Genomic DNA, 19,492 nt, shown 5'->3' with positions numbered 1-19,492 from the left:
AAATTGAAATTCCGTTCGGTTTTTTTGTAAAAAAATAAGGGAACGCTCAGCGCTCCCTCTCAAATCCAATCCGTTTTTTAATTTCCGCTAAATTCACCTTCGCGATCTCTCTTGCCTTCTCAGCACCTTTTTCCAACGCTTCATATAATAAATTCGGTTCATTCATATACATAGCATATTTCTCACGTGGCCCAGCTAATTCACGGTCTACAACGCGGAATAACTCTTTTTTCACATCGCCCCATCCGATTCCAGTCTCATATTTTTCACGTAACGACTGCCTTTCATCCTCTGTCGCAAATTCTTTATAAATCGTAAATAACGTTTCTAGTTCTTTCGGTTCATTTGGAAGTGAAGAATCTGTTTTGATTTTAAATATTAACTTTCGTAGTTTTTCTTGCTCCGCAAATAATGGGATTACATTCCCATAACTTTTACTCATCTTTCTTCCATCAAGACCAGGTAAGATTGCACCTTCTTCTTGTATAACATACTCTGGAAGTTTAAATGTCGTGCCGAATGTATGATTAAAATACGTCGCAATATCGCGCGCGATTTCAATATGCTGAATTTGATCTTTTCCGACAGGTACATGCGTAGCTTGAAATAGTAATATGTCAGCCGCCATTAATATTGGATACGTATATAACCCCATATTCACTCCGGCATCGACCTCTAAACCCGCTTCTTTATTTTGCTCTACCTTCGCTTTATACGCATGAGCACGGTTCATAAGCCCTTTCGGAGTTAGGCAAGCTAATATCCAAGCTAATTCTAGAATCTCTGGTACTTCTGTTTGCCGATAAAAAATAACATCTTCCCCAAGTCCAAGTGATAACCAAGTAGCTGCTACCTCTTTCGTGTAACTACTGAACTGACTCGGATTATGCACAGCATTTAACGCATGATAATCCGCTATAAAATACAATGCTTTTCCTTCCTTCTTCTTTGACATTTGCAACGCAGGTTTAATTGCACCAATATAATTTCCTAAATGCGGATAACCCGTCGGCTTAATTCCTGTTAACATTATTTTGTCACTCATCCTAACTCCTCCTTTCTCAAAACAAAAGAGCCCCTCATCCTTAAAAAAGGACGAGAGACTCCCGCGGTACCACCTTAATTAGCTATCTTTATAGCTCACTTCACACTTCAATAACGGGAAGTAACCGTCTTTACCTACTCATTTCAGTTAGAAGCTCCAGAGCCCATTCCATATTCATTCCTTGCTGATTCCCACCACACATCAGCTCTCTGAAAAGTTTCGAATATGTACTATTCTCTTTCATCGCTTTTCGTTATTTTTTTACAGTTTATCACATTTTCCCTCCATGCAAAACTAAATATTCAAACTTTTTAACATTTTAATAATAATCATTACCAATTTATTCCGCACAATATATAATCGATATGTACAGAAGCAATTTGTAATACAAAAAAAGAGGTGATGTCATGAGTTGGTTTACTAAAAAGAACGATGAAAAGATTGATGAGTTTAAAAACGATGATACAACGCAAGGTGATACTTTAGGAGTAATTATACATTTTACACCTGTCGCTATATATTTATACACTTGCGATGAGTACATAGAAACGTTTGAAGGTGCGCTCACTTTTGAAAATGAGAACGGAAATCAAGTAGAAATCGGAGGTACTTTTATTTCTCTTGAAGTGGATGCTAATTTTCGCATGGACGATTTAATCTTTGATTATAAACTAAAGGAAAGCAATCTACCTATTGTTGAATTAAAAGCTTACGCATAAGATTAATTTGTCTACTATAGAAAGAGCAAAAAAGCTAGAACAGTAATATCTGTTCTAGCTTTTTTCACGTATTCAACTTAACAAATCGATAACCGTGCGTCACTAACACTTTTAATATCGCATACCCTGGAATTGCTAAAATAATCCCCATAATTCCAAATAAATTTCCGGCAGTTAAAATAATAAAGATGATAGTAATCGGATGAATATCTAACTTTTTCCCCATAACTTGCGGAGAAATAAATTTGCCTTCTGCTAATTGTACGACCATCATTACGATAATTACCTTTAAAACCATTGCTGGCGAGTCAATAAATGCGATAATTAAAGCTGGTGTAATTGCAATGATCGGGCCTACGTACGGAACGATATTTACAATCATCGCTAAAATAGCGAGTAGTACCGCATATTTAATACCGATAATAAGGTAACCAATTAATAGCATAATACCGATAAATAAGCTAACGATAATTTGCCCTCTAATATACGAGCTAATCGCATAATGCATATCATCTAGTATTCTCATTGCTGCTGGTCGTCTTTGTTCTGAAATAAACTTTAAAAAATGATTCGGTAATTGCTCACCATCTTTTAAAAGGTAGAACAATATAAACGGAACCATTACAAACGTTAAAACGACCTCTGTAACAGTACTTAAAAATCCAGTTACATTTCCTGTTACTGATGATAACGACTTCGTAAAATCAACGGTGTAATCTTTTACCATACTCGCTACATCAATATTTAAATTCTCTTGAATTTTTCCTAGTAAATTACTTTCTCCAAATCTACGTGCTGCTCGTTCGATTTCATGCCCGAAATACGGTAAGTTATCTATTAACGCATCGATTTGATCTTTAATAATAGGAATAACCGTTAAAACTAAAAACACAAATAATCCAATTACTATTAAGTATATCGAGGCTATCGATACAATTCTTGAAACACCTTTCTTTTCAAGAAGTGAAACGAATGGATGCAAAATATAAAATAGTACGCCCGCTAATAATACGGGGAAGAAAATTGTCTTTAAAAAGACGATAAATGGTGTAAAAACAAATGATATTTTTGTTAGTAATAAAATATTAATGAACAATAGTGCAAACCCAAGTAACACTGCTAAATAATTGTGTTCTCTAAAAAACTTTTTCAGCTTATCCCTTTTTCTTATATTTATTTTCTCCAACGAAACCACCTCTTCGAATGATGAAAAGCCCTTATCCAGGGCTTTTCATCATAATCTATATATCTATTTCTTTGCAGCTTTCACTACAAATGATACAATAAAAATTAACACAATTGCTCCTAATAATGCTGGCACGACATGAATCCCACCAAAAGATGGTCCAAAAGATCCAAATAATTTACTGCCTAACGAAGCACCTAATAAACCCGTAATAATATTTCCGAATATACCGCCCGGAAAATTTTTACCCGTTATAGAACTAGCAATTGCACCTATAATAGCACCAACTATTAATGTGATAATCCATCCCATTTCTAGTCCTCCATTTCTATTATAGTGTATTTCTTTTTCATACTAAATAATTATGTAACTACTATAATTATTATATCCAAAAAAGAAAAATCTTGTCAAATCTATGAAAATAAAGTATACAAGGAGGCTTTCCCCTATGATTCAAAAATTAATACCAACTTCTCACAAAACCGCTGCTTCTATTTTAAATATTCAAATACCCGCTTATGAAATCGAAGCAAAATATATAAATAGTACAGCTATCCCTCGCCTTTATGATACTGTACCCGATATTCAATCATGTGATGAAATTTTCTATGGCTATTTTTATGAAGATACACTTGCCGGGTTCATCTCTTTTAAAATTGAAAAAGACGAAGTTGATATTCATCGTTTAGTAGTATCCCCTGATCATTTTCATAAGGGAATTGCTACAAAATTACTGCTTTATGTATTTGACATGTTCTCCCCTTCCAAAACATATATTGTACAAACAGGAAAAGAAAATACACCTGCTCTGTCTTTATATAAAAAACATGGCTTTATTGAAGTAAAGAATATCATATTACCCGATGGAGTGGTTTTAACTTCACTTAAAAAATCAGAAAACAACAAATAGTTTGACTCATCGATTTATTTATGTTATCTTTTACTTTATAAAACCTTTTGCTGAGTCCAAAATTTGGAGCGGGGGAACCATTTTTGTAGCTTTGCTACTTGGGGCGAATCTTATTTAAGTAGGGAAACTCTCACTTCCCGAGTCCGACAGCTAACCTCGTAAGCGTAATGGGAGAGGAAGGTGCTTTTTGCCTATGTTACACATTTTGCCTCCTTAATAATAAATATGGGATCGATACCAAATATTTGCCTATATTTATAGAAAAGGAGAAATGTATAATGTTACGTTTATCTGATCACGCAATCAAAATGATGGAGCAAAGACTTCGACTCGAACAACATCGCACATACCAAGCAAATAAAGTTGTCGATAACTTACATCACAAATACTTCTTTCAACATATTTTTCAACCGAAAAGATAAAGAAACCATACGTATAGTATAATGTAATACAAAAAGCTTTGCGATTCTAAATCGCAAAGCTTTTTGTATTACTATTAAAAATAATTTTCCATTAACTTATTCATCCAATCTGGCACACGAGCATTTTCTCTTGTATCAAAAGCAGCAATATATGGTTTTATATCTAAAATTGCCGTTCGATCATTAGCGTCTAATCCTTGCACAGTCATAACGTTATTATCAATTGATAATATTTCAACAGTAGTAATTCCAATAGGGTTTGGGCGATGCTTTGTCCGCTGAGCAAAACATCCCTTTTCATCAAAATCACTTAATCCCCTTGGCTTTCTAGCCCACAAATGTTTGTTTTCTTCTTGAAAATCATTCATATAAAAAATAACAATTGCATGAGAATAATCCTCAAGACCTGCTAATCCTCCAATATACTCTGGATATATTTTGATGTTTGAAATAATACTCCCCCAATTACAATACACTTTCTCATCTATAGAAGATTGTACTTCACCAATCTTCACCATACTCACATGAACCATTTTCCTCCCCCTTCATATAACACTACCTACTTTCTCGCCTTCACAATAAAAGTAGTTGGCACCATCCTAGCTTTATATAAAGAATAATACTTCGTAGAAGGTTCAGCTATTTCTTCAGCAAATGTACTAGCTGGTTCAGGCTCTTCAATCCTCTCAATTGTAAATCCCGCTCTATTTAACTCATTTATGTATGTACTCATTTTTCTTTTATATAATGTTGCTTGTACATCCTCCCCTTTAAATGTTTCAAACGTAATAGGAGTTTCTTCATGATAAGACGAACTTAAAGCAATCTCCTCTGTTCCATACATTAAGTTTGAATATACGGGATGCTCCCAGCTAAAAACAAAGCTTCCTCCTGGCTTTACATACGAATAAATCAATTCCAACGTTTTTCTTAAATCCGAAGTCCAACCTAATGCGTAAATGGAATATACAATATCAAAATACCCTTTCGGAATATCTCCTTCTTCTTCCATTGCTCCGCATACTAGCTTTGGATTCCAACTCTTTAACGTTTCATTCGCTGTTTTAATTTGTTCACTGGAAAGATCAAGACCCCATAACTCTTCCGCCCCATGCTCTGCCATATATTGCAGCGAATGCCCACTTCCACAACCAATATCAAGAACCTTTTTATTTCTAATTGAATCGAACAAATGAATCTCCTCTTCAGACGCTGTATACGGACCATATTTCGGCAAACAATCTACTTGAAAGAAATAAGGTGCAACTGTGTCCCAACACTTTTTATTTAAAGCTAACATTTGTGTACCCTTCATATTCTACATTCCCCCACTCCATTTTCTTCCCCTAATTTAAATTACACATTATAACCCGATCTTCCTTTTCTTTTCGCTCGATAATTTTTCACTTTCGCAATCGTACCGCACGCTCTTCCTCCTTCTTCTCCAGCATACATACCGCACCATCTTTTACTTCCATTTCGTGAATTGTCATAAAATACCCAGCGGCAATCTGGACATGCTTTTAACCTCCCCCATAAATTTTCTTGAACTGCTATTAAAACAATGCTTAATACTTTTGTATATACAGTTTCTTCGTGTATTGGTTCATACGTAATACCTTTCATATCTTCCATTACATGTACATGAAATGGATATTTCTCTAACCACTTTTGCAATGATCCTTCACCTTCAATTGCCGCCCGAATATCTTCTCGAAAACTTTTTAATTCCTCTATCGTATGAAATGGAAACTCTTCATGAAAATATTCTTTCATAAAAAGCTTTATATCCTCTTCTGTTTGTAGCAAGTCAATTGGCTCTCTCGTATCGTTTGGTATTTTCCATGTATTTAAAAATTCCCGAATATATTCTAGTTCATGTGGTGCATTTTGATTCAATTCCATCCACCTTCTTCTTAAAATTTACTTTTTTCTGACTTTATGTATAATTATAATATAAAATAGTTAACCATTAAATTATTTTGATGGTTACATAATTAGGGGGATTTCTATGAAAAGTTTCTCAACACCGATACGTTTCATGCTTATTTCTTCATTTTTTATGTCTTTTGGTTATTTTGCAGTATACGCATTTTTAGCTATTTATCTATTAAGCTTTCTTCATTTTTCAACTTTTCAAGTCGGAACAGTGTTGACAGTTATAATAATTACATCACGGGTTATCCCTTTATTCTCAGGTTTAATTGCTGACAAAATAGGCTATATCATTATGATGATAGCCGGATTATTTTTAAGAGGAATCGGATTTATCGCTTTAGGAATATGCTCTGATTTCTATACAGTTTCTATTTCTTCTGCACTTATTGGCTTCGGAACTGCATTTTACGAACCTGCTGCGCGCGCTATATTTGGCTCACAGCCAGCTCATTTGCGAAAAAATTTATTTACATATTTAAACCTTAGCTTTAATTGCGGTGCAATAATCGGACCAATTGCAGGAGGGTTCTTACTCTTACTCAATCCAATCTATGCTTTCTCTCTAACAGGATCTCTTATGCTGGTATTTGCTTTAATCTTTTACTTACTTAAAAACCACTTCCAAGTCACTACTGAAAGTACGTCTATTGCATTAGGAATACAGACTATCTTACAAAACAAGTCTTTCCTTCTATTTTCATTTATCATGATCTTCTTCTATATTATGTTTACTCAGCTTACTGTCGCACTTCCACTTCATATGAAAAGCATTAGTAATAGCAATCAGCTTGCTACATTAGTCATTACGATAAATGCAATAACAGGCGTCATATTTATGGTGTTATTCCGAAAACTCTTTCACAAATACAACACGCTGTCGATTATTAAATACGGTATTTTATTCATGGGCATTTCCTTTTTACTCATCCCTTTATTCCAGCACCCATATTGGCTATTTATTTGTGTAATTTTATTTACAATCGGTGAAACACTCGTATTACCTAACGCTGATATCGCTATTGCAAATTACAGTAATGAATCCTATACAGCTACTTACTTCGGATTTTATCAACTATCACTCGCATTTGGTTTTATCATCGGTAATTATACCGGTACATCTTTTACAGCCAATTTAAGCGGAATGTATACACCATGGCTTATTTTCGGTGGAATAGGACTTATTGGTTTTATTTCATTACATATTTTAAATATGAAAAAGGATTTCCTAAAGAAGATATATACCTACTGTAAAAATACTAATTTACGGCAATAAGTAAACTTTCAATCCCCCTTAAATTGGATATACAACCTGTTATTATTTTACATATTATGGTACAATCGAAAGGAATCCTCACTAAACGTTTACATAAAACACTAGCAGTCTAGCAATGCCAAAATCAAAAATCATTTGAAGTTGGGGGATGTTATGAAAAAGAAATTAATGGTTCTGCTATTCACCGCAATCATATTATCTGGATGTTCAACTATAGTAGAACATTCTTTAGAAACCGGAAACGGCAGTATGGAATTATTAACACCAACGATTACAACAAAAGATAATGAATTAGAAATTAAGACTGAAGGCATTGATGAAAATAAAGTAACTTTTATTTATGTTGCCAATACAAAAGTATTCGAACAAAAAATAAAGAATGGTGAACCTTACAAGCTTGATATTACAGGTATCAAGGATGCTCATCGGACAGACTACAAACCACGAGTTCAACTTTTACAGAATGAAGATGATGATAAAGATGGCGAAATGGTAACCTTTAAACAGGTTAGATATACAGTTAATAACAACTAATTTTATAGTCTTTTCATTATAAATGTAACGAACGAAAATATACTTTTAACAGTGGAGAAATGTAAGGGGTGTTAACATGAAAAAACGATGGATTTCTTGGTGGATTGGTAACCTATTTTGGATTATCGTTTTTGGAATATGGGCCGCTATTATTTGGCTACGAGATGTTGATGGTGCTGGTATTATTCAAACACCTGAAATTAAATCCATATCACTTATCGTTTTATTAATCGCGTTTATCATACCGGTATTTTTTCAAGTTATATGGCTAATTATTAATTTGAGGATGAGTAGAAAAAATAACTTTACGACTTAGTCTTTTAATTAACTAATAAACACTATTTATAAAAAAAGAGAGGAATCTATATCAAAATAGATTCCTCTCTTTTACATTTGGACTTATACTGCGCTTTTAAAGCACCACTACTCCTCTTTTTTACGATGCGTGTTCATCTTTCTTCTTCATTAACGCTCTTTTCTTCATCGCCTTCGTTAAATATCCACCTTTAAATGAACGGATTTCATAAGAAGACATAAAGGCTTTCGGTGCAATTTCATTAATAATTTCTAACAGTTCTTTTTCTCTAGAACGCTTTGCAACGATATCTAAGCGATAACGTATCGAATTAATACCTTCGCCTTCAAATACAGTAACGCCAAATCCAGAGTGACGTAATTCATCTACTAATTCATTACAACGGTCTAGTAAACTAACTTGATACGTAATATAACCAATTGCTAATTTATTCTCTATATAACCGCCTAATAACAGTCCCGCACTAAAGCCAATGACATAGGCAACGATGTTCATCCAATTTGATAAATCTTGAAACACAATACCTAAACTGACAATGTAAATAGCTCCTTCTAACAATCCTACGCCAGCAGCGGATCTTGTTTGATTCTTTACAAGCAAAATCGTACGAATTGTTAAAATGGGAACGTAAATAATTTGAAGCACAAAAATAAGTAGCGCTTGTAACATTGGTATCCACCTCTTTCAAAAAGTCTTTTGTCATGATAACATACATAACCTTTAGAAATCGATGGGTTTTTAAATTTTTTTTTATTATTTTTCATACTATTGAAAAACGCAAAAAAGAAGCGTATTATATTTGTCGTTAATTTGGTTACTTGTATCATTTCACTAAAATAAAAAGGAACCCCATTAGGTCCCTCTCATCATAGCTCTATGTTTTTCGAAGTATGTTCCCTTTTCTTCTCTTCTTCTTTCACTACCTGCATATTTGCATAAGCTAAATTCGCAATCATTAAAAAGTGACCACCTAAAATGCCTGTACCGAATGCCCACATTTCCATTTCATGTTCAATTTCATACATGATGATAGCTCCTAAAATGGCAGCTGCAAATCGGTTTAGAACTCCTAATCCTGGAGCCTTTTCCTTCATTACAATACTTTTCCCGAGTTTCTCTACTCTGCGAGCTAATAACCAAAGGCAATATGCACTTACAGCTAATCCGATACCAAACCCTGTTACTTGTTTTCCAAACGGAGTAATCGTCCACATAAGTAGTAAACCACTAAAGATCACATACAATTGTAATCGATATACGCGTAAGGCTGCTTGAATCAAAATATCCGCTCCTAAGTTCTCATTTTTTGTACTTTAGAAGAAAAGCAGCAACTTACACAGTTGCTGCTTTCTCTTCTTCTTGTTCCTCTTCCATCTTACGAATTTCAACACGTTTAATTTGGTAAGCGTCTTTTTCTAACACTTTAAATTCATAACCTTCCGCCTCAACGTGTTGTCCTTCTTCGATTTCATGATTTTGCATCATAATCCATCCACCGATTGTATCCACATCATCTTCTTCAATGTGTAATCCAAATAAATCTTTCACTTCTGAGATAAGCACTTTTCCATCAACAATGATATGTTGCTCGTTCACATGTTGAATTGGTGGTGCTTCATCTTCATCATATTCATCACGAATTTCGCCGACGATTTCCTCCAAGATATCTTCAAGCGTTACAATTCCAGCTGTTCCTCCGTACTCATCATATAAAACAGCCATCGGAATTCGCTTCTTCTGCATTTGAAGTAGTAAATCGTGAATTGGAGTCGTTTCCATCACTTCAATAATCGGACGCATATACGAGCGAATTGATGATAAATCTTTTTGATCCTCGGTCATATATCGAATAAAGAAATCTTTTACGTTGACCATACCGATAATATCATCTTTATCTTCTCCAAAAATCGGATAACGTGTGTATCGCTCATTTTGGATTACTTTCATGTGTTCTTCTACTGAATCTTCCAGATAGAAACCAATGATTTCTGTTCGCGGTACCATAATCTCTTTTGCAATACGATTATCAAATTCAAAAATGTTATTTACATACTTGTATTCAGCCTGATTAATTTCGCCACTTTCATAGCTATCTGAAAGGATAAGGCGTAATTCTTCCTCTGTATGAGCTACTTCATGTTCTGAAGCTGGTTTTAAACCGAATAAGCCAGTTACAACACGCGCTGAACCGTTCAATACCCAAATAAATGGATACATCACTTTATAGAACATCATTAATGGACCCGCCAATAATAACGTTACCCTTTCAGCCTTTTGAATTGCCATCGTTTTTGGAGCTAATTCTCCTACTACAACGTGTAAATACGTCATAATCATAAAAGCAAGACCAAATGTTAATACTGATGAAATAGAAGGATTTAAGTTCCATTTCTCAAATAACGGGTGTAATAACTTTTCAATTGTCGGTTCACCTAACCAACCTAATCCCATAGCTGTAACTGTAATACCTAATTGACAAGCAGATAAATATTCATCTAAATTTGTTGTTACTTTTTTCGCTGCTAAAGCACCGCGTTTTCCTTCTGCAACAAGCTGATCAATACGACTTGAACGTACTTTTACAATCGCAAACTCAGCTGCTACGAAAAATCCAGTAAATGCGATTAAAATCGCAACCATGACTAAATTAAATATTTCCAATGAATCCCCTTAGTTAAAAAACTAAGGTGTCCACCTCCTGTATACTATAATGTTTTCTTATTTGTTTCTTAGAAAACATAGCCCGATACAAAAATTAAAGAGGTCGGATTTCACTTTTTCTATAGTAATAGAGCAAGTGTCTGTATTAAAGCTGTCGTTTGACCTGATAAAGATTTCGATATTTTTTCACGTTGTGAATCAGTCAATCCATCTAAAAGCGGCTTTAACTCTGTTAACTCTGCTTCTAATCGATGAATATGGTCTGTCACTTCATTCACTTGTTTCGAAACGTGTTCATTGATACCGAGCAGCTTCTTCTTCTCCTCGATTTTCTCTTTAATCTCACAAAGCGGCATATGCATTTCTTTGCACTTCTCAATAAATTGTAATGTTTCAAATGCTGTTTCGTCGTAATAGCGATAATTAGATTGAGATCGCTCCGCTTTTAAGATACCTAGATTCGTATAATAATCAATCGTTCGTTTCGACACGTGAGCCATGAGAGCCAACTGTCCGATTCGATACACCTTCCCAACGATCTTCCCCCCTTGTTTATATTACTAACATCATACAACACATAAACTGTACAGTCAAACGTGACGGTTTACTATTCATAATTTATACAAAATTCCAAGATCCGCCCTATTATTATTCCATACAAGTAATCTACACTTATACAAGAAAATTACTAAACTATTACTTCATCACCACATTGTCTGCAACTTTTAACCTTTCTTATTAAAAAACATATCCTATTAATAATGATTGCTTGTATAGGAGATGATTAACATGAGAAAGACACTCATTTCTCATTTTTATAATGAAGAATACCTACTTCCATGGTGGCTTATGCATCACACGAAAATATTCGATCACGGTATTTTAATTAATAGAGGTTCTACAGATCGTTCAGTTGAAATTTGCAAATTATTTGCTCCCCACTGGGAAGTACGAGATTCAAGATTCCTTGAATTCGATCCCACTAATACTGACATTGAAGTAATGGAAATTGAAAGAGAAGTTTCAGGTTGGAAGATGGTATTAAATACTACAGAATTTCTTTGTTGTAATAATGTAGAAGAATTTTTCTCATCACTTCATACGTTAGGCCAAAATATGTATGCGATTAGAATGATTGTCATGATTGACAAGCATGATTACAATTATTCAAAACTAAGATACTCCATTCCTTTAGTAGAACAACGATATCACGGGCTCTTTCCTTATAAACCAGAAATCGGCTGTGCCTGGAGATTTATACACAACCATCTTGATGGTGCATATTTACCAGGCAGACATTTTACTCGGCACCAACCTATCGTTTATAACTCTCCTTCATTCATTTTCAAATTTTATTTTAGCCCTTGGAACGAACATACAAAGGCAAGAAAATTACAAATTACACCCACCCTTTCAAAAAAGGGCGTTCGAATGGGACTTCAAAAACAATATGGTCGGTCCTCTGAAGAACTCGAAGCTCGATTTTTAATATTAACTAATGCAACACAGGATCTACGTAATCACCCTGAGTATCAACAATTATTCCCTAAATTTAAACCTTAATATTTCTCACATCATCATGCTCCACACATTTTTACGCACTTAGTCAAAAACAAAACCATTTGCATACAAATATGAATACTGTATATATTATATTTTTTATTTTAGGAGGAAAAAATGAAAGCTGTTATTCTTGCTGGTGGATACGGGACAAGGATTGGGGAAGAAACACATTTAAAACCGAAACCTATGATTGAAATTGGAACAAAACCTATTTTATGGCACATTATGAGTTTGTATAGCCATTACGGTATTACTGAATTTATTATTTGTTTAGGCTATAAAGGATATGCAATTAAAGAATTCTTTCTAAATTACAACTTACACATGTCCGATTTCACAATACATTTAAAGGATAATACAATTACTAGCCATTCTCATCGTGTAGAACCGTGGAAAGTTACACTAATCGATACTGGTGTAAATACAGAAACGGGAGGACGAGTGAAAAAGATTCAAAATTTTGTTGGAAACGAACCTTTCTGCCTCACTTATGGCGATGGATTAAGTAACGTAAATATAAAAGAACTTATTGCATTTCATAAAAAACATGGAAAAATGGCAACTGTTACCGCCGTACAACCTCCTGGTAGATTCGGTTCTCTCATATTAGATAAACAGTCTGTAACATCTTTTCAAGAGAAGCCACTCGGGGATGGCGGATGGGTTAACGGTGGATTTTTCGTTTTAAACCCTGAAGTTTTCAATTACATTAGTGGAGATAAGTCTGTTTTTGAAACAGACACTTTAGTTCAGTTAGTAAACAAAAACGAACTATCAGCATATCAACATACTGGTTTTTGGCATCCGATGGATACATTGCGCGATAAAAATAAATTAGTCGAGCTATGGGAAAGTAATAACGCTCCGTGGAAGGTTTGGTAATATGGCTTCTTCATCTTTTTGGAATAAGAAAAAAGTATTTATTACGGGACATACTGGATTTAAAGGCTCTTGGCTCACCCTTTTCTTAACTTCTTTAGGTGCAGAAGTAGTTGGCTTTTCTTCTCATCCCCCATCGATTCCTAATCTTTTTGAACAATGTAACGTAGCAAAAGAGTGCATAACAATTAAAGGCGACATTACAGATTACGATTCTTTATTACACGCCCTAAAACATCATAACCCTGACATACTATTTCATTTAGCTGCCCAGCCAATCGTCACCACTTCATATAAAAATCCTATCGAAACATTTAAAACGAATGTTTTAGGAACTGTCCACGTATTAGAGGCGGCAAAACATATAGAAAGTATACGTGGCATCATTAATGTTACAAGTGATAAATGTTATGAAAATAACGGAAGCGGTAACCGGGCATTCGTGGAAAGTGACCGGCTAGGCGGTTTCGACCCTTATAGCGCTAGTAAGGCTTGCGCTGAACTAGTGGCAACATCCTTTCAAAAGTCATTCTTCCGCACTAATACACAGAAACTCGCCTCAGTAAGAGCAGGTAACGTCATCGGTGGTGGTGATTGGGCAGAAGACCGATTATTCCCAGATGTCATTCGTGCATATTTACAAGATGGTACATTAACGATTAGAAACAAAAACGCTATTCGCCCGTGGCAACACGTATTAGATCCTTTACACGGCTATATCCTTTTAGCTGAAAAACTTTGGACAGACGCTGAATATGCAGAAGCATGGAATTTCGGCCCGTTGAACGAACCTAACAGAACCGTTCATGATGTCATTCAATCTGTAATAAAATTATGGAATAAACAACTAACAATCACTTCCCCCTCTACAAACACTCCTTATGAATCGCCTGTTTTAACACTCGACAGTACAAAAGCAGTAAACAAACTCGGCTGGACTCCTAAGTTATCAACAGATAAGGCTATCGCTTGGACTGTTGATTGGTACAAAAAATATGCATCTGGTGAAAATATCGAATCTTTCACGCGACAACAAATCGATGCATTCAAAAATTTATAAGGGGGCTATAAAATGGAACAGAAAAAATGCCGTTTTTGCCACTCATTACTCACAAACACTTTTTTAGATTTAGGTGTTTCTCCTCTCGCTAACTCATTTGTTTCTCCAGAAAACTCATATAAAATGGAACCATTTTATCCATTGCACACATTTGTTTGTCACTCTTGTTTACTCGTACAATTAGATGAATTTGAATCTCCACACAATATTTTTCATGACTATTTATACTTTAGCTCTTACTCATCAAGCTGGCTACTGCATGCTAAACAATATGTAGAAATGGCGATTAAGCGCTTCCACTTAAAGAAACATTCAAAGGTTGTTGAAATCGCGAGTAACGACGGGTACTTATTACAATATTTTCAAAAAGAACATATCGAAACGTTAGGAATTGAACCAGCAAAAAATGTAGCAGAAATCGCTATCCAAAAAGGAATTCCTACTGAAGTGAATTTTTTCAGCAACGACTTAGCAAAAAAATTACCGCAAGCAGATTTAATCATCGCTAATAACGTATTAGCACACGTTCCGAACTTACATGATTTTGTGGCAGGTTTAAAAACGTTATTAAAACAAGACGGAACAATAACAATTGAATTCCCGCACTTATTAAATCTCATATCCTTTAAACAGTTTGATACGATCTACCATGAACACTTCTCCTATTTCTCACTTATAAGCCTGCAAAAAGTTTTAGCTCACCATCATTTACAAATTGTCGATGTAGAAGAACTTGCAACGCACGGTGGTTCCTTACGTATTTTTGTAAAACATCTTAGTGACGAATCAACTATCCATTCTAGTGTTACAAAATTAATCCAAAAAGAAGTAGATCACGGGCTAAATACATTAGATTGTTATCTCCTTTTTTCTAAACGCATCGAACAATTGAAAATAAGTATTTTACAGTTTTTTATAGAAGCGAAAGCTTTAAACAAACAAATTATCGGTTACGGTGCCCCAGCTAAAGGAAACACCCTTTTAAATTATTGCGGGATAGGAAAAGAATTTCTAGCTTATACAGTAGATAAAAACCCTCATAAACAAAATCTCCTACTACCAGGAACACGCATTCCAATAAAATCTCCAGAAGAAATTAAGCGTACAAAACCTGATTACATTCTCATACTCCCTTGGAATTTGAAAGATGAAATTATGAAAGAATGCTCTTTCATTCGTGAATGGGGCGGCAAATTTTTAGTAACAATACCAGAAGTTGAGGTAATTGAGCCATGAAAAAAATCCTTGTAACAGGCGGTAGCGGATGGATTGGTAAATATGTTGTACATTCTCTTATTCAAAAGGGCTATGAAGTGCACGCCACTTACAATACAAATAGGCCTTCCCATCTTTCTTGCCATTGGCATAAAGTCAACTTACTTTGCGATGAAGAAGTAAAAAAACTCATTTACGACATGAAGCCTAGTCATCTCATTCATTTAGCTTGGGAAGCAGTGCCTCCAGCGTGTTATGTATCCATTCATAATTACTATTGGCTTACATCCAGCATCTCATTGATTCAACACTTCACAACATGCGGCGGAAAGCGAGTCGTTGTTGCCGGCACCGGCGCAGAGTATGAATGGTTTAACGGCGTACTATTTGAAGATTCACCGCTTCTTTCCTATAAAACACCGTATTCATTATGTAAAAACGCACTACACTCCTGGCTACAAACGTACGCTGAGCAATCAGGCCTCAGCATGTGTTGGGGCCGTATTTTTCATATGTATGGCCCTCACGAACAGGGGAATCGGCTCGTTTCTAACATTATCACTTCTTTATTAAAAAATGAGGAAGCACTATGTACACATGGAAAACAATCAAGAGATTTCCTCCATGTGAGCGACGTCGCTCATGCTCTCGTAACGATATTAGAACACGACGTTACAGGCACAATCAATATCGCTTCTGGTCAATCTGTACAAATTAAAGAATTAGCATCTATCATTGGGACAAAGATAGGAAAAGAGCATTTAATTAAACTGGGTGCAATCCCTTTCTCTAAAGATGAACCTTTATTTGTCGGCGTTCATGTAGAGCGTTTAAAAACTGAAGTAAACTGGAAACCGACATACGATCTAAATACAGGAATCGAAGAAACAATTTCATGGTGGGAATCATTTATACAAAAGCATAACGGTACGCATCACTAAAACGTAAATCCTTCGTCCCTCTTGCTAATTCCTTATACCATTCTTCTAATCTTTCCGGCGTAATAATATGGTGTGTACCCATCCCCCGATCCTTACTAGCTTCAGAAAGGGTCGGACCAATTTGTAATTTCCTCTTTCTCATCGCATCGTTCCATGGGCTAAACCCAAACCATAATATACAAGCAAGAGGCGGATAAATCATAGATTCATGCGCAGATAAATGTCTTCCAACCGTATAACTTCCGTGTTCATGATTATGAATAAATCTACCTCTTCTCCATAACGGCCATTCTTCTGGTAAATAACCGTGAAATCGCTGCTTCATTAAAGGTATACCAAAGTTAAGTTCCGGATAATTGTAGTTAGGATCATCGACCATAACAAGCCCTTCCAGCCAATACATCCTTCCTCCCAATTCATGAAGTGAATTCCAAAATTGATTTTTATCTTGCACACAAAGAAACTCGGTCGTATTTAAAATCATTTTCCATCCCTTTACTTCTTGTTCCACCCTCATTACTTCATGATCTGTCGCTAATGCATCAAATTCTGGATTTGCAGAATCTCGTACTTCCCAGTGCGGCGCGAACTTTTTACAAATTTCAACGGAACGATCTGTTGAACCTTTATTAATTAAAATGCCATGATCAAACAGTTTCGTATGATGAGCAAGCCACCACGGTAATAAATACTCTTCGTTATAAAAATGAGAAATAACGGTTGTAGTTATAATAATCTCCTCTTTCTCTATTAATCTATTTTTCATCCTACAACCAATATACTCATAAACTAAAAATATGTTTCCTATATTAATAACCAAATAGTATTACTAATATTTTTGTAAGTTTTCCTTCGGTACCCAGCCATCCTCACCACCTGTTTTTTCACACCAAACCCAGCCATTCAATTCTTCTAATCCAATCAATCTTTCTCCAATACTTACATTTAATTCTTTGGCAGTATATTGTTTCGTAATGATTCCTACATCAGTTGTATTTTTCATTATAATTTGCTCCGGAACCCATCCTTTCCGGTCATATTTCTCTTCGTGACAAAACATCCAGTTTTCCCAATTTTCAGGACCATCGTAACTCTCTATCATTTTCACTACATCCCCCTCTTCTAAGCGAATTGGATCAGGATAATTGCTCACATGTGATTTTATCACGATATATTTCATAACAACCTCCAATAATCAGAAAATTAAGTTATAATATCATTATAACTTAAGAAGGAGGAATACACATGTACTACAACACTTCATTCGAAAACGATCAACCAGTAGGCCGTCTATAAACTAAGACGGGCATTCATATAACACGTGCACTATGCCTCGTCTTAGGGACTCATCATACCCTAAAAATAGACGGAGGTACTTTACATGAGACAAACAATTTTAGGAGCTATATGCTTATCGCTAGCAGCTAGTATATGGGGCGGTATGTATGTTGTTAGCAAATATGTACTCGACTTTATTCCACCACTAACACTCGTTTGGCTACGCTTTATCATTGCTTTTGTTGTTTTATATATGATTTTAAAAACAGCTGAGAAAAAACAAAAGAAAACAGTAACCATTCACAAAAAAGATTGGCTCCTATTCGCTTGGATTGGATTTATCGGATATTTCATTTCGATCACTTGTCAATTTATCGGAACAAAATTATCCGACGCTCATACAGGATCTTTAGTAACATCAGCTACACCTGCATTTATGGTTATATTTGCAACGATCATTTTAAAAGAAAAACTAACCGCTCGTAGATTACTATCTACCATCATAGCGACAATCGGTGTCATTATCGTAATCGGATGGGATATTGAAATTGGCTCCTATTTTATCGGTACAATCATATTAGTTGGGGCAGCTATTACGTGGGCTTTACTATCTATTTATGTAAAAATTGCTTCAGCTCAATTTTCATCTTTAGTGATTACAACGTACGCTATATTCTTTTCACTCTTTTTTATTACACCTTTTATGGTATGGGAATTTCAATCAAACCCTATTGAACATATGAACATGTATGTGGTATTAGGCGTACTTTATTTAGGAATCGTCTCAACAGCAGGTGCCTTTTTCCTTTGGAATAAAGGATTAGAATTAATGGACGCTAGTATCGGTTCCTTATTTTTCTTCTTTCAGCCTATCGTTGGGTCATTACTTGGTTGGCTCTTATTAAATGAAACATTAAATAGTAACTTTTTTATTGGCGGTATTCTTATTATATGTAGTGTTTTTATTACTACTTTTGAAAAGAAATAAAAAACAGGCAGAGATACTTAATCTCTGCCTGTTCGTATAATTGGATCTTGGTCGTGAAAACCAATACAAATCGGTATATTCCTTTGCACTTCACTACACACATTCATAAAACTACATACCGTTCTAGCAATTAAATACAAATTTATACCCATTGCCTTTTCATTTATATCAAAGCCATTCTTAGCATATACATCTGCTAATTCTATAGACTTCGGTCCTTCAACCTCATATGTCCATTCAGAAGCCCAATCATCATCCTCTTCTTCCAGCGAAAAATACTCTTCACAAATATAAAAATGACTATCCCATTCATTACCAAGATCATATTCAAAATAAATTGCTTTTGCCTCTTCACTAGTAGCGATTTGTATAGCTTCATCCAATGCTAGTCGAATACTTTCCTCATATGCTCCTAAATGAATTGCTTTAATTCTCTCTGCATAACCCTTAGACGCTAACATGCAACAAATATCATAATACTTCCCTTCTATTTGCTCTACTGCTAACGAAAAAACATCTTCTTGCATCTCTTCTAAATACTGAAATATATCCACACTAATTACT

25 protein-coding genes, 1 riboswitch and 1 other annotated feature are annotated in these 19,492 nt (G+C 35.0%); of the genes, 12 read left to right on the top strand and 13 right to left on the bottom strand.

Annotated features, from left to right (window positions below):
* Nucleotides 1–46: 46 nt before the first annotated feature.
* On the bottom strand, nt 47–1,045 hold the full coding sequence (locus ACTFRS_RS01715) for a tryptophan--tRNA ligase (protein WP_242294777.1): 999 nt from the start codon (nt 1,043–1,045) through the stop codon (nt 47–49).
* A 43-nt stretch (nt 1,046–1,088) separates the two neighbouring features.
* Nucleotides 1,089–1,298 (bottom strand) — a binding site (T-box leader).
* 154 nt (nt 1,299–1,452) lie between these two features.
* On the opposite strand from ACTFRS_RS01715, the gene ACTFRS_RS01710 reads away from it, so the two are divergent.
* Nucleotides 1,453–1,764, top strand: a complete 312-nt coding sequence (locus ACTFRS_RS01710; RefSeq protein WP_000118346.1) for a hypothetical protein — start codon at nt 1,453–1,455, stop codon at nt 1,762–1,764.
* A 64-nt stretch (nt 1,765–1,828) separates the two neighbouring features.
* Here the strand turns inward: ACTFRS_RS01710 and ACTFRS_RS01705 are convergent, their stop codons facing one another.
* Entirely contained in the window at nt 1,829–2,950 is a 1,122-nt protein-coding gene (locus ACTFRS_RS01705; RefSeq protein WP_139866170.1) for an AI-2E family transporter, read from the bottom strand.
* Nucleotides 2,951–3,013: 63 nt separating this feature from the next.
* Entirely contained in the window at nt 3,014–3,262 is a 249-nt protein-coding gene (locus tag ACTFRS_RS01700) for a GlsB/YeaQ/YmgE family stress response membrane protein (protein WP_087954853.1), read from the bottom strand.
* Between the two features lie 136 nt (nt 3,263–3,398).
* Here ACTFRS_RS01700 and ACTFRS_RS01695 point away from each other — a divergent pair, with 136 nt between their 5' ends.
* Both ACTFRS_RS01695 and ACTFRS_RS01690 read left to right on the top strand, forming a co-directional pair.
* Nucleotides 3,399–3,860, top strand: a complete 462-nt coding sequence (locus ACTFRS_RS01695; RefSeq protein WP_139866171.1) for a GNAT family N-acetyltransferase — start codon at nt 3,399–3,401, stop codon at nt 3,858–3,860.
* Between the two features lie 38 nt (nt 3,861–3,898).
* Nucleotides 3,899–4,041, top strand: a riboswitch (cyclic di-AMP (ydaO/yuaA leader).
* 97 nt (nt 4,042–4,138) lie between these two features.
* Complete coding sequence (locus ACTFRS_RS01690) at nt 4,139–4,282, top strand: hypothetical protein (RefSeq protein ID WP_000945246.1); 144 nt, start codon at nt 4,139–4,141, stop codon at nt 4,280–4,282.
* A gap of 74 nt (nt 4,283–4,356) precedes the next feature.
* On the opposite strand, the gene tsaA is transcribed toward ACTFRS_RS01690, so the two are convergent.
* Genes tsaA through ACTFRS_RS01675 form a run of 3 tightly spaced genes read right to left on the bottom strand, consistent with a single transcriptional unit; the run spans nt 4,357 to nt 6,181 of the window.
* Entirely contained in the window at nt 4,357–4,815 is a 459-nt protein-coding gene (tsaA, locus tag ACTFRS_RS01685) for a tRNA (N6-threonylcarbamoyladenosine(37)-N6)-methyltransferase TrmO (RefSeq protein ID WP_000233801.1), read from the bottom strand.
* A gap of 26 nt (nt 4,816–4,841) precedes the next feature.
* Nucleotides 4,842–5,597, bottom strand: a complete 756-nt coding sequence (locus ACTFRS_RS01680; RefSeq protein ID WP_440024418.1) for a class I SAM-dependent methyltransferase — start codon at nt 5,595–5,597, stop codon at nt 4,842–4,844.
* 41 nt (nt 5,598–5,638) lie between these two features.
* On the bottom strand, nt 5,639–6,181 hold the full coding sequence (locus tag ACTFRS_RS01675; RefSeq protein WP_139866174.1) for a CGNR zinc finger domain-containing protein: 543 nt from the start codon (nt 6,179–6,181) through the stop codon (nt 5,639–5,641).
* Nucleotides 6,182–6,293: 112 nt separating this feature from the next.
* Here ACTFRS_RS01675 and ACTFRS_RS01670 point away from each other — a divergent pair, with 112 nt between their 5' ends.
* From ACTFRS_RS01670 to ACTFRS_RS01660, 3 genes are all read left to right on the top strand, one after another.
* The gene (locus ACTFRS_RS01670) at nt 6,294–7,493 is read left to right on the top strand and encodes an MDR family MFS transporter (protein WP_440024420.1); all 1,200 of its coding nucleotides are present in this window, start codon (nt 6,294–6,296) and stop codon (nt 7,491–7,493) included.
* A gap of 153 nt (nt 7,494–7,646) precedes the next feature.
* Entirely contained in the window at nt 7,647–8,027 is a 381-nt protein-coding gene (locus ACTFRS_RS01665; RefSeq protein WP_139866176.1) for a hypothetical protein, read from the top strand.
* Nucleotides 8,028–8,103: 76 nt separating this feature from the next.
* Nucleotides 8,104–8,343, top strand: coding sequence for a DUF3923 family protein (locus ACTFRS_RS01660; protein WP_139866177.1), 240 nt, complete (start codon nt 8,104–8,106; stop codon nt 8,341–8,343).
* 120 nt (nt 8,344–8,463) lie between these two features.
* Here the strand turns inward: ACTFRS_RS01660 and ACTFRS_RS01655 are convergent, their stop codons facing one another.
* From ACTFRS_RS01655 to ACTFRS_RS01640, 4 genes are all read right to left on the bottom strand, one after another.
* Nucleotides 8,464–9,012, bottom strand: a complete 549-nt coding sequence (locus ACTFRS_RS01655; RefSeq protein WP_000938438.1) for a DUF2179 domain-containing protein — start codon at nt 9,010–9,012, stop codon at nt 8,464–8,466.
* A gap of 197 nt (nt 9,013–9,209) precedes the next feature.
* Nucleotides 9,210–9,623 carry an ATP synthase subunit I gene (locus ACTFRS_RS01650; RefSeq protein ID WP_139866178.1) on the bottom strand — a complete coding sequence of 138 codons (414 nt, stop codon included), beginning with the start codon at nt 9,621–9,623 and terminating at the stop codon, nt 9,210–9,212.
* A 52-nt stretch (nt 9,624–9,675) separates the two neighbouring features.
* Entirely contained in the window at nt 9,676–11,004 is a 1,329-nt protein-coding gene (locus ACTFRS_RS01645) for a hemolysin family protein (protein ID WP_000402269.1), read from the bottom strand.
* Nucleotides 11,005–11,123: 119 nt separating this feature from the next.
* The gene (locus ACTFRS_RS01640; protein WP_000285637.1) at nt 11,124–11,531 is read right to left on the bottom strand and encodes a MerR family transcriptional regulator; all 408 of its coding nucleotides are present in this window, start codon (nt 11,529–11,531) and stop codon (nt 11,124–11,126) included.
* 262 nt (nt 11,532–11,793) lie between these two features.
* Here ACTFRS_RS01640 and ACTFRS_RS01635 point away from each other — a divergent pair, with 262 nt between their 5' ends.
* The 5 genes from ACTFRS_RS01635 to ACTFRS_RS01615 all read left to right on the top strand — a co-directional run bounded on the left by ACTFRS_RS01635 (nt 11,794) and on the right by ACTFRS_RS01615 (nt 16,662).
* Nucleotides 11,794–12,567, top strand: a complete 774-nt coding sequence (locus tag ACTFRS_RS01635) for a glycosyltransferase family 2 protein (RefSeq protein WP_139866179.1) — start codon at nt 11,794–11,796, stop codon at nt 12,565–12,567.
* Between the two features lie 114 nt (nt 12,568–12,681).
* On the top strand, nt 12,682–13,449 hold the full coding sequence (gene rfbF, locus ACTFRS_RS01630; RefSeq protein WP_139866180.1) for a glucose-1-phosphate cytidylyltransferase: 768 nt from the start codon (nt 12,682–12,684) through the stop codon (nt 13,447–13,449).
* A 1-nt stretch (nt 13,450) separates the two neighbouring features.
* Nucleotides 13,451–14,506 carry a CDP-glucose 4,6-dehydratase gene (gene rfbG / locus ACTFRS_RS01625; protein WP_139866181.1) on the top strand — a complete coding sequence of 352 codons (1,056 nt, stop codon included), beginning with the start codon at nt 13,451–13,453 and terminating at the stop codon, nt 14,504–14,506.
* 12 nt (nt 14,507–14,518) lie between these two features.
* Nucleotides 14,519–15,742: a class I SAM-dependent methyltransferase gene (locus ACTFRS_RS01620; RefSeq protein WP_242294964.1), complete on the top strand. Its 1,224-nt coding sequence runs from the start codon at nt 14,519–14,521 to the stop codon at nt 15,740–15,742.
* Complete coding sequence (locus tag ACTFRS_RS01615; RefSeq protein ID WP_440024423.1) at nt 15,739–16,662, top strand: NAD-dependent epimerase/dehydratase family protein; 924 nt, start codon at nt 15,739–15,741, stop codon at nt 16,660–16,662. The genes ACTFRS_RS01620 and ACTFRS_RS01615 overlap by 4 nt, the downstream gene beginning before the upstream one ends.
* On the opposite strand, the gene ACTFRS_RS01610 is transcribed toward ACTFRS_RS01615, so the two are convergent.
* Together ACTFRS_RS01610 and ACTFRS_RS01605 are read right to left on the bottom strand one after the other, a co-directional pair.
* Nucleotides 16,631–17,428 (bottom strand): glycosyltransferase family 2 protein, encoded by a 798-nt coding sequence (locus ACTFRS_RS01610; RefSeq protein ID WP_139866184.1) that lies wholly within the window; start codon nt 17,426–17,428, stop codon nt 16,631–16,633. The genes ACTFRS_RS01615 and ACTFRS_RS01610 overlap by 32 nt on opposite strands.
* Nucleotides 17,429–17,491: 63 nt before the next feature.
* Nucleotides 17,492–17,842 carry an SH3 domain-containing protein gene (locus ACTFRS_RS01605; protein ID WP_000875278.1) on the bottom strand — a complete coding sequence of 117 codons (351 nt, stop codon included), beginning with the start codon at nt 17,840–17,842 and terminating at the stop codon, nt 17,492–17,494.
* 201 nt (nt 17,843–18,043) lie between these two features.
* On the opposite strand from ACTFRS_RS01605, the gene ACTFRS_RS01600 reads away from it, so the two are divergent.
* Complete coding sequence (locus tag ACTFRS_RS01600; protein ID WP_242294962.1) at nt 18,044–18,928, top strand: DMT family transporter; 885 nt, start codon at nt 18,044–18,046, stop codon at nt 18,926–18,928.
* A 17-nt stretch (nt 18,929–18,945) separates the two neighbouring features.
* On the opposite strand, the gene ACTFRS_RS01595 is transcribed toward ACTFRS_RS01600, so the two are convergent.
* Nucleotides 18,946–19,482 (bottom strand): hypothetical protein, encoded by a 537-nt coding sequence (locus ACTFRS_RS01595; RefSeq protein ID WP_242294961.1) that lies wholly within the window; start codon nt 19,480–19,482, stop codon nt 18,946–18,948.
* Nucleotides 19,483–19,492: the final 10 nt, after the last annotated feature.

The sequence above is a fragment of the Bacillus cereus group sp. MYBK139-1 genome, assembly GCF_051916915.1.
In the GTDB taxonomy this organism is placed as follows: domain Bacteria; phylum Bacillota; class Bacilli; order Bacillales; family Bacillaceae_G; genus Bacillus_A; species Bacillus_A pacificus.
This window is presented reverse-complemented; position numbering and strand designations above follow the sequence as displayed.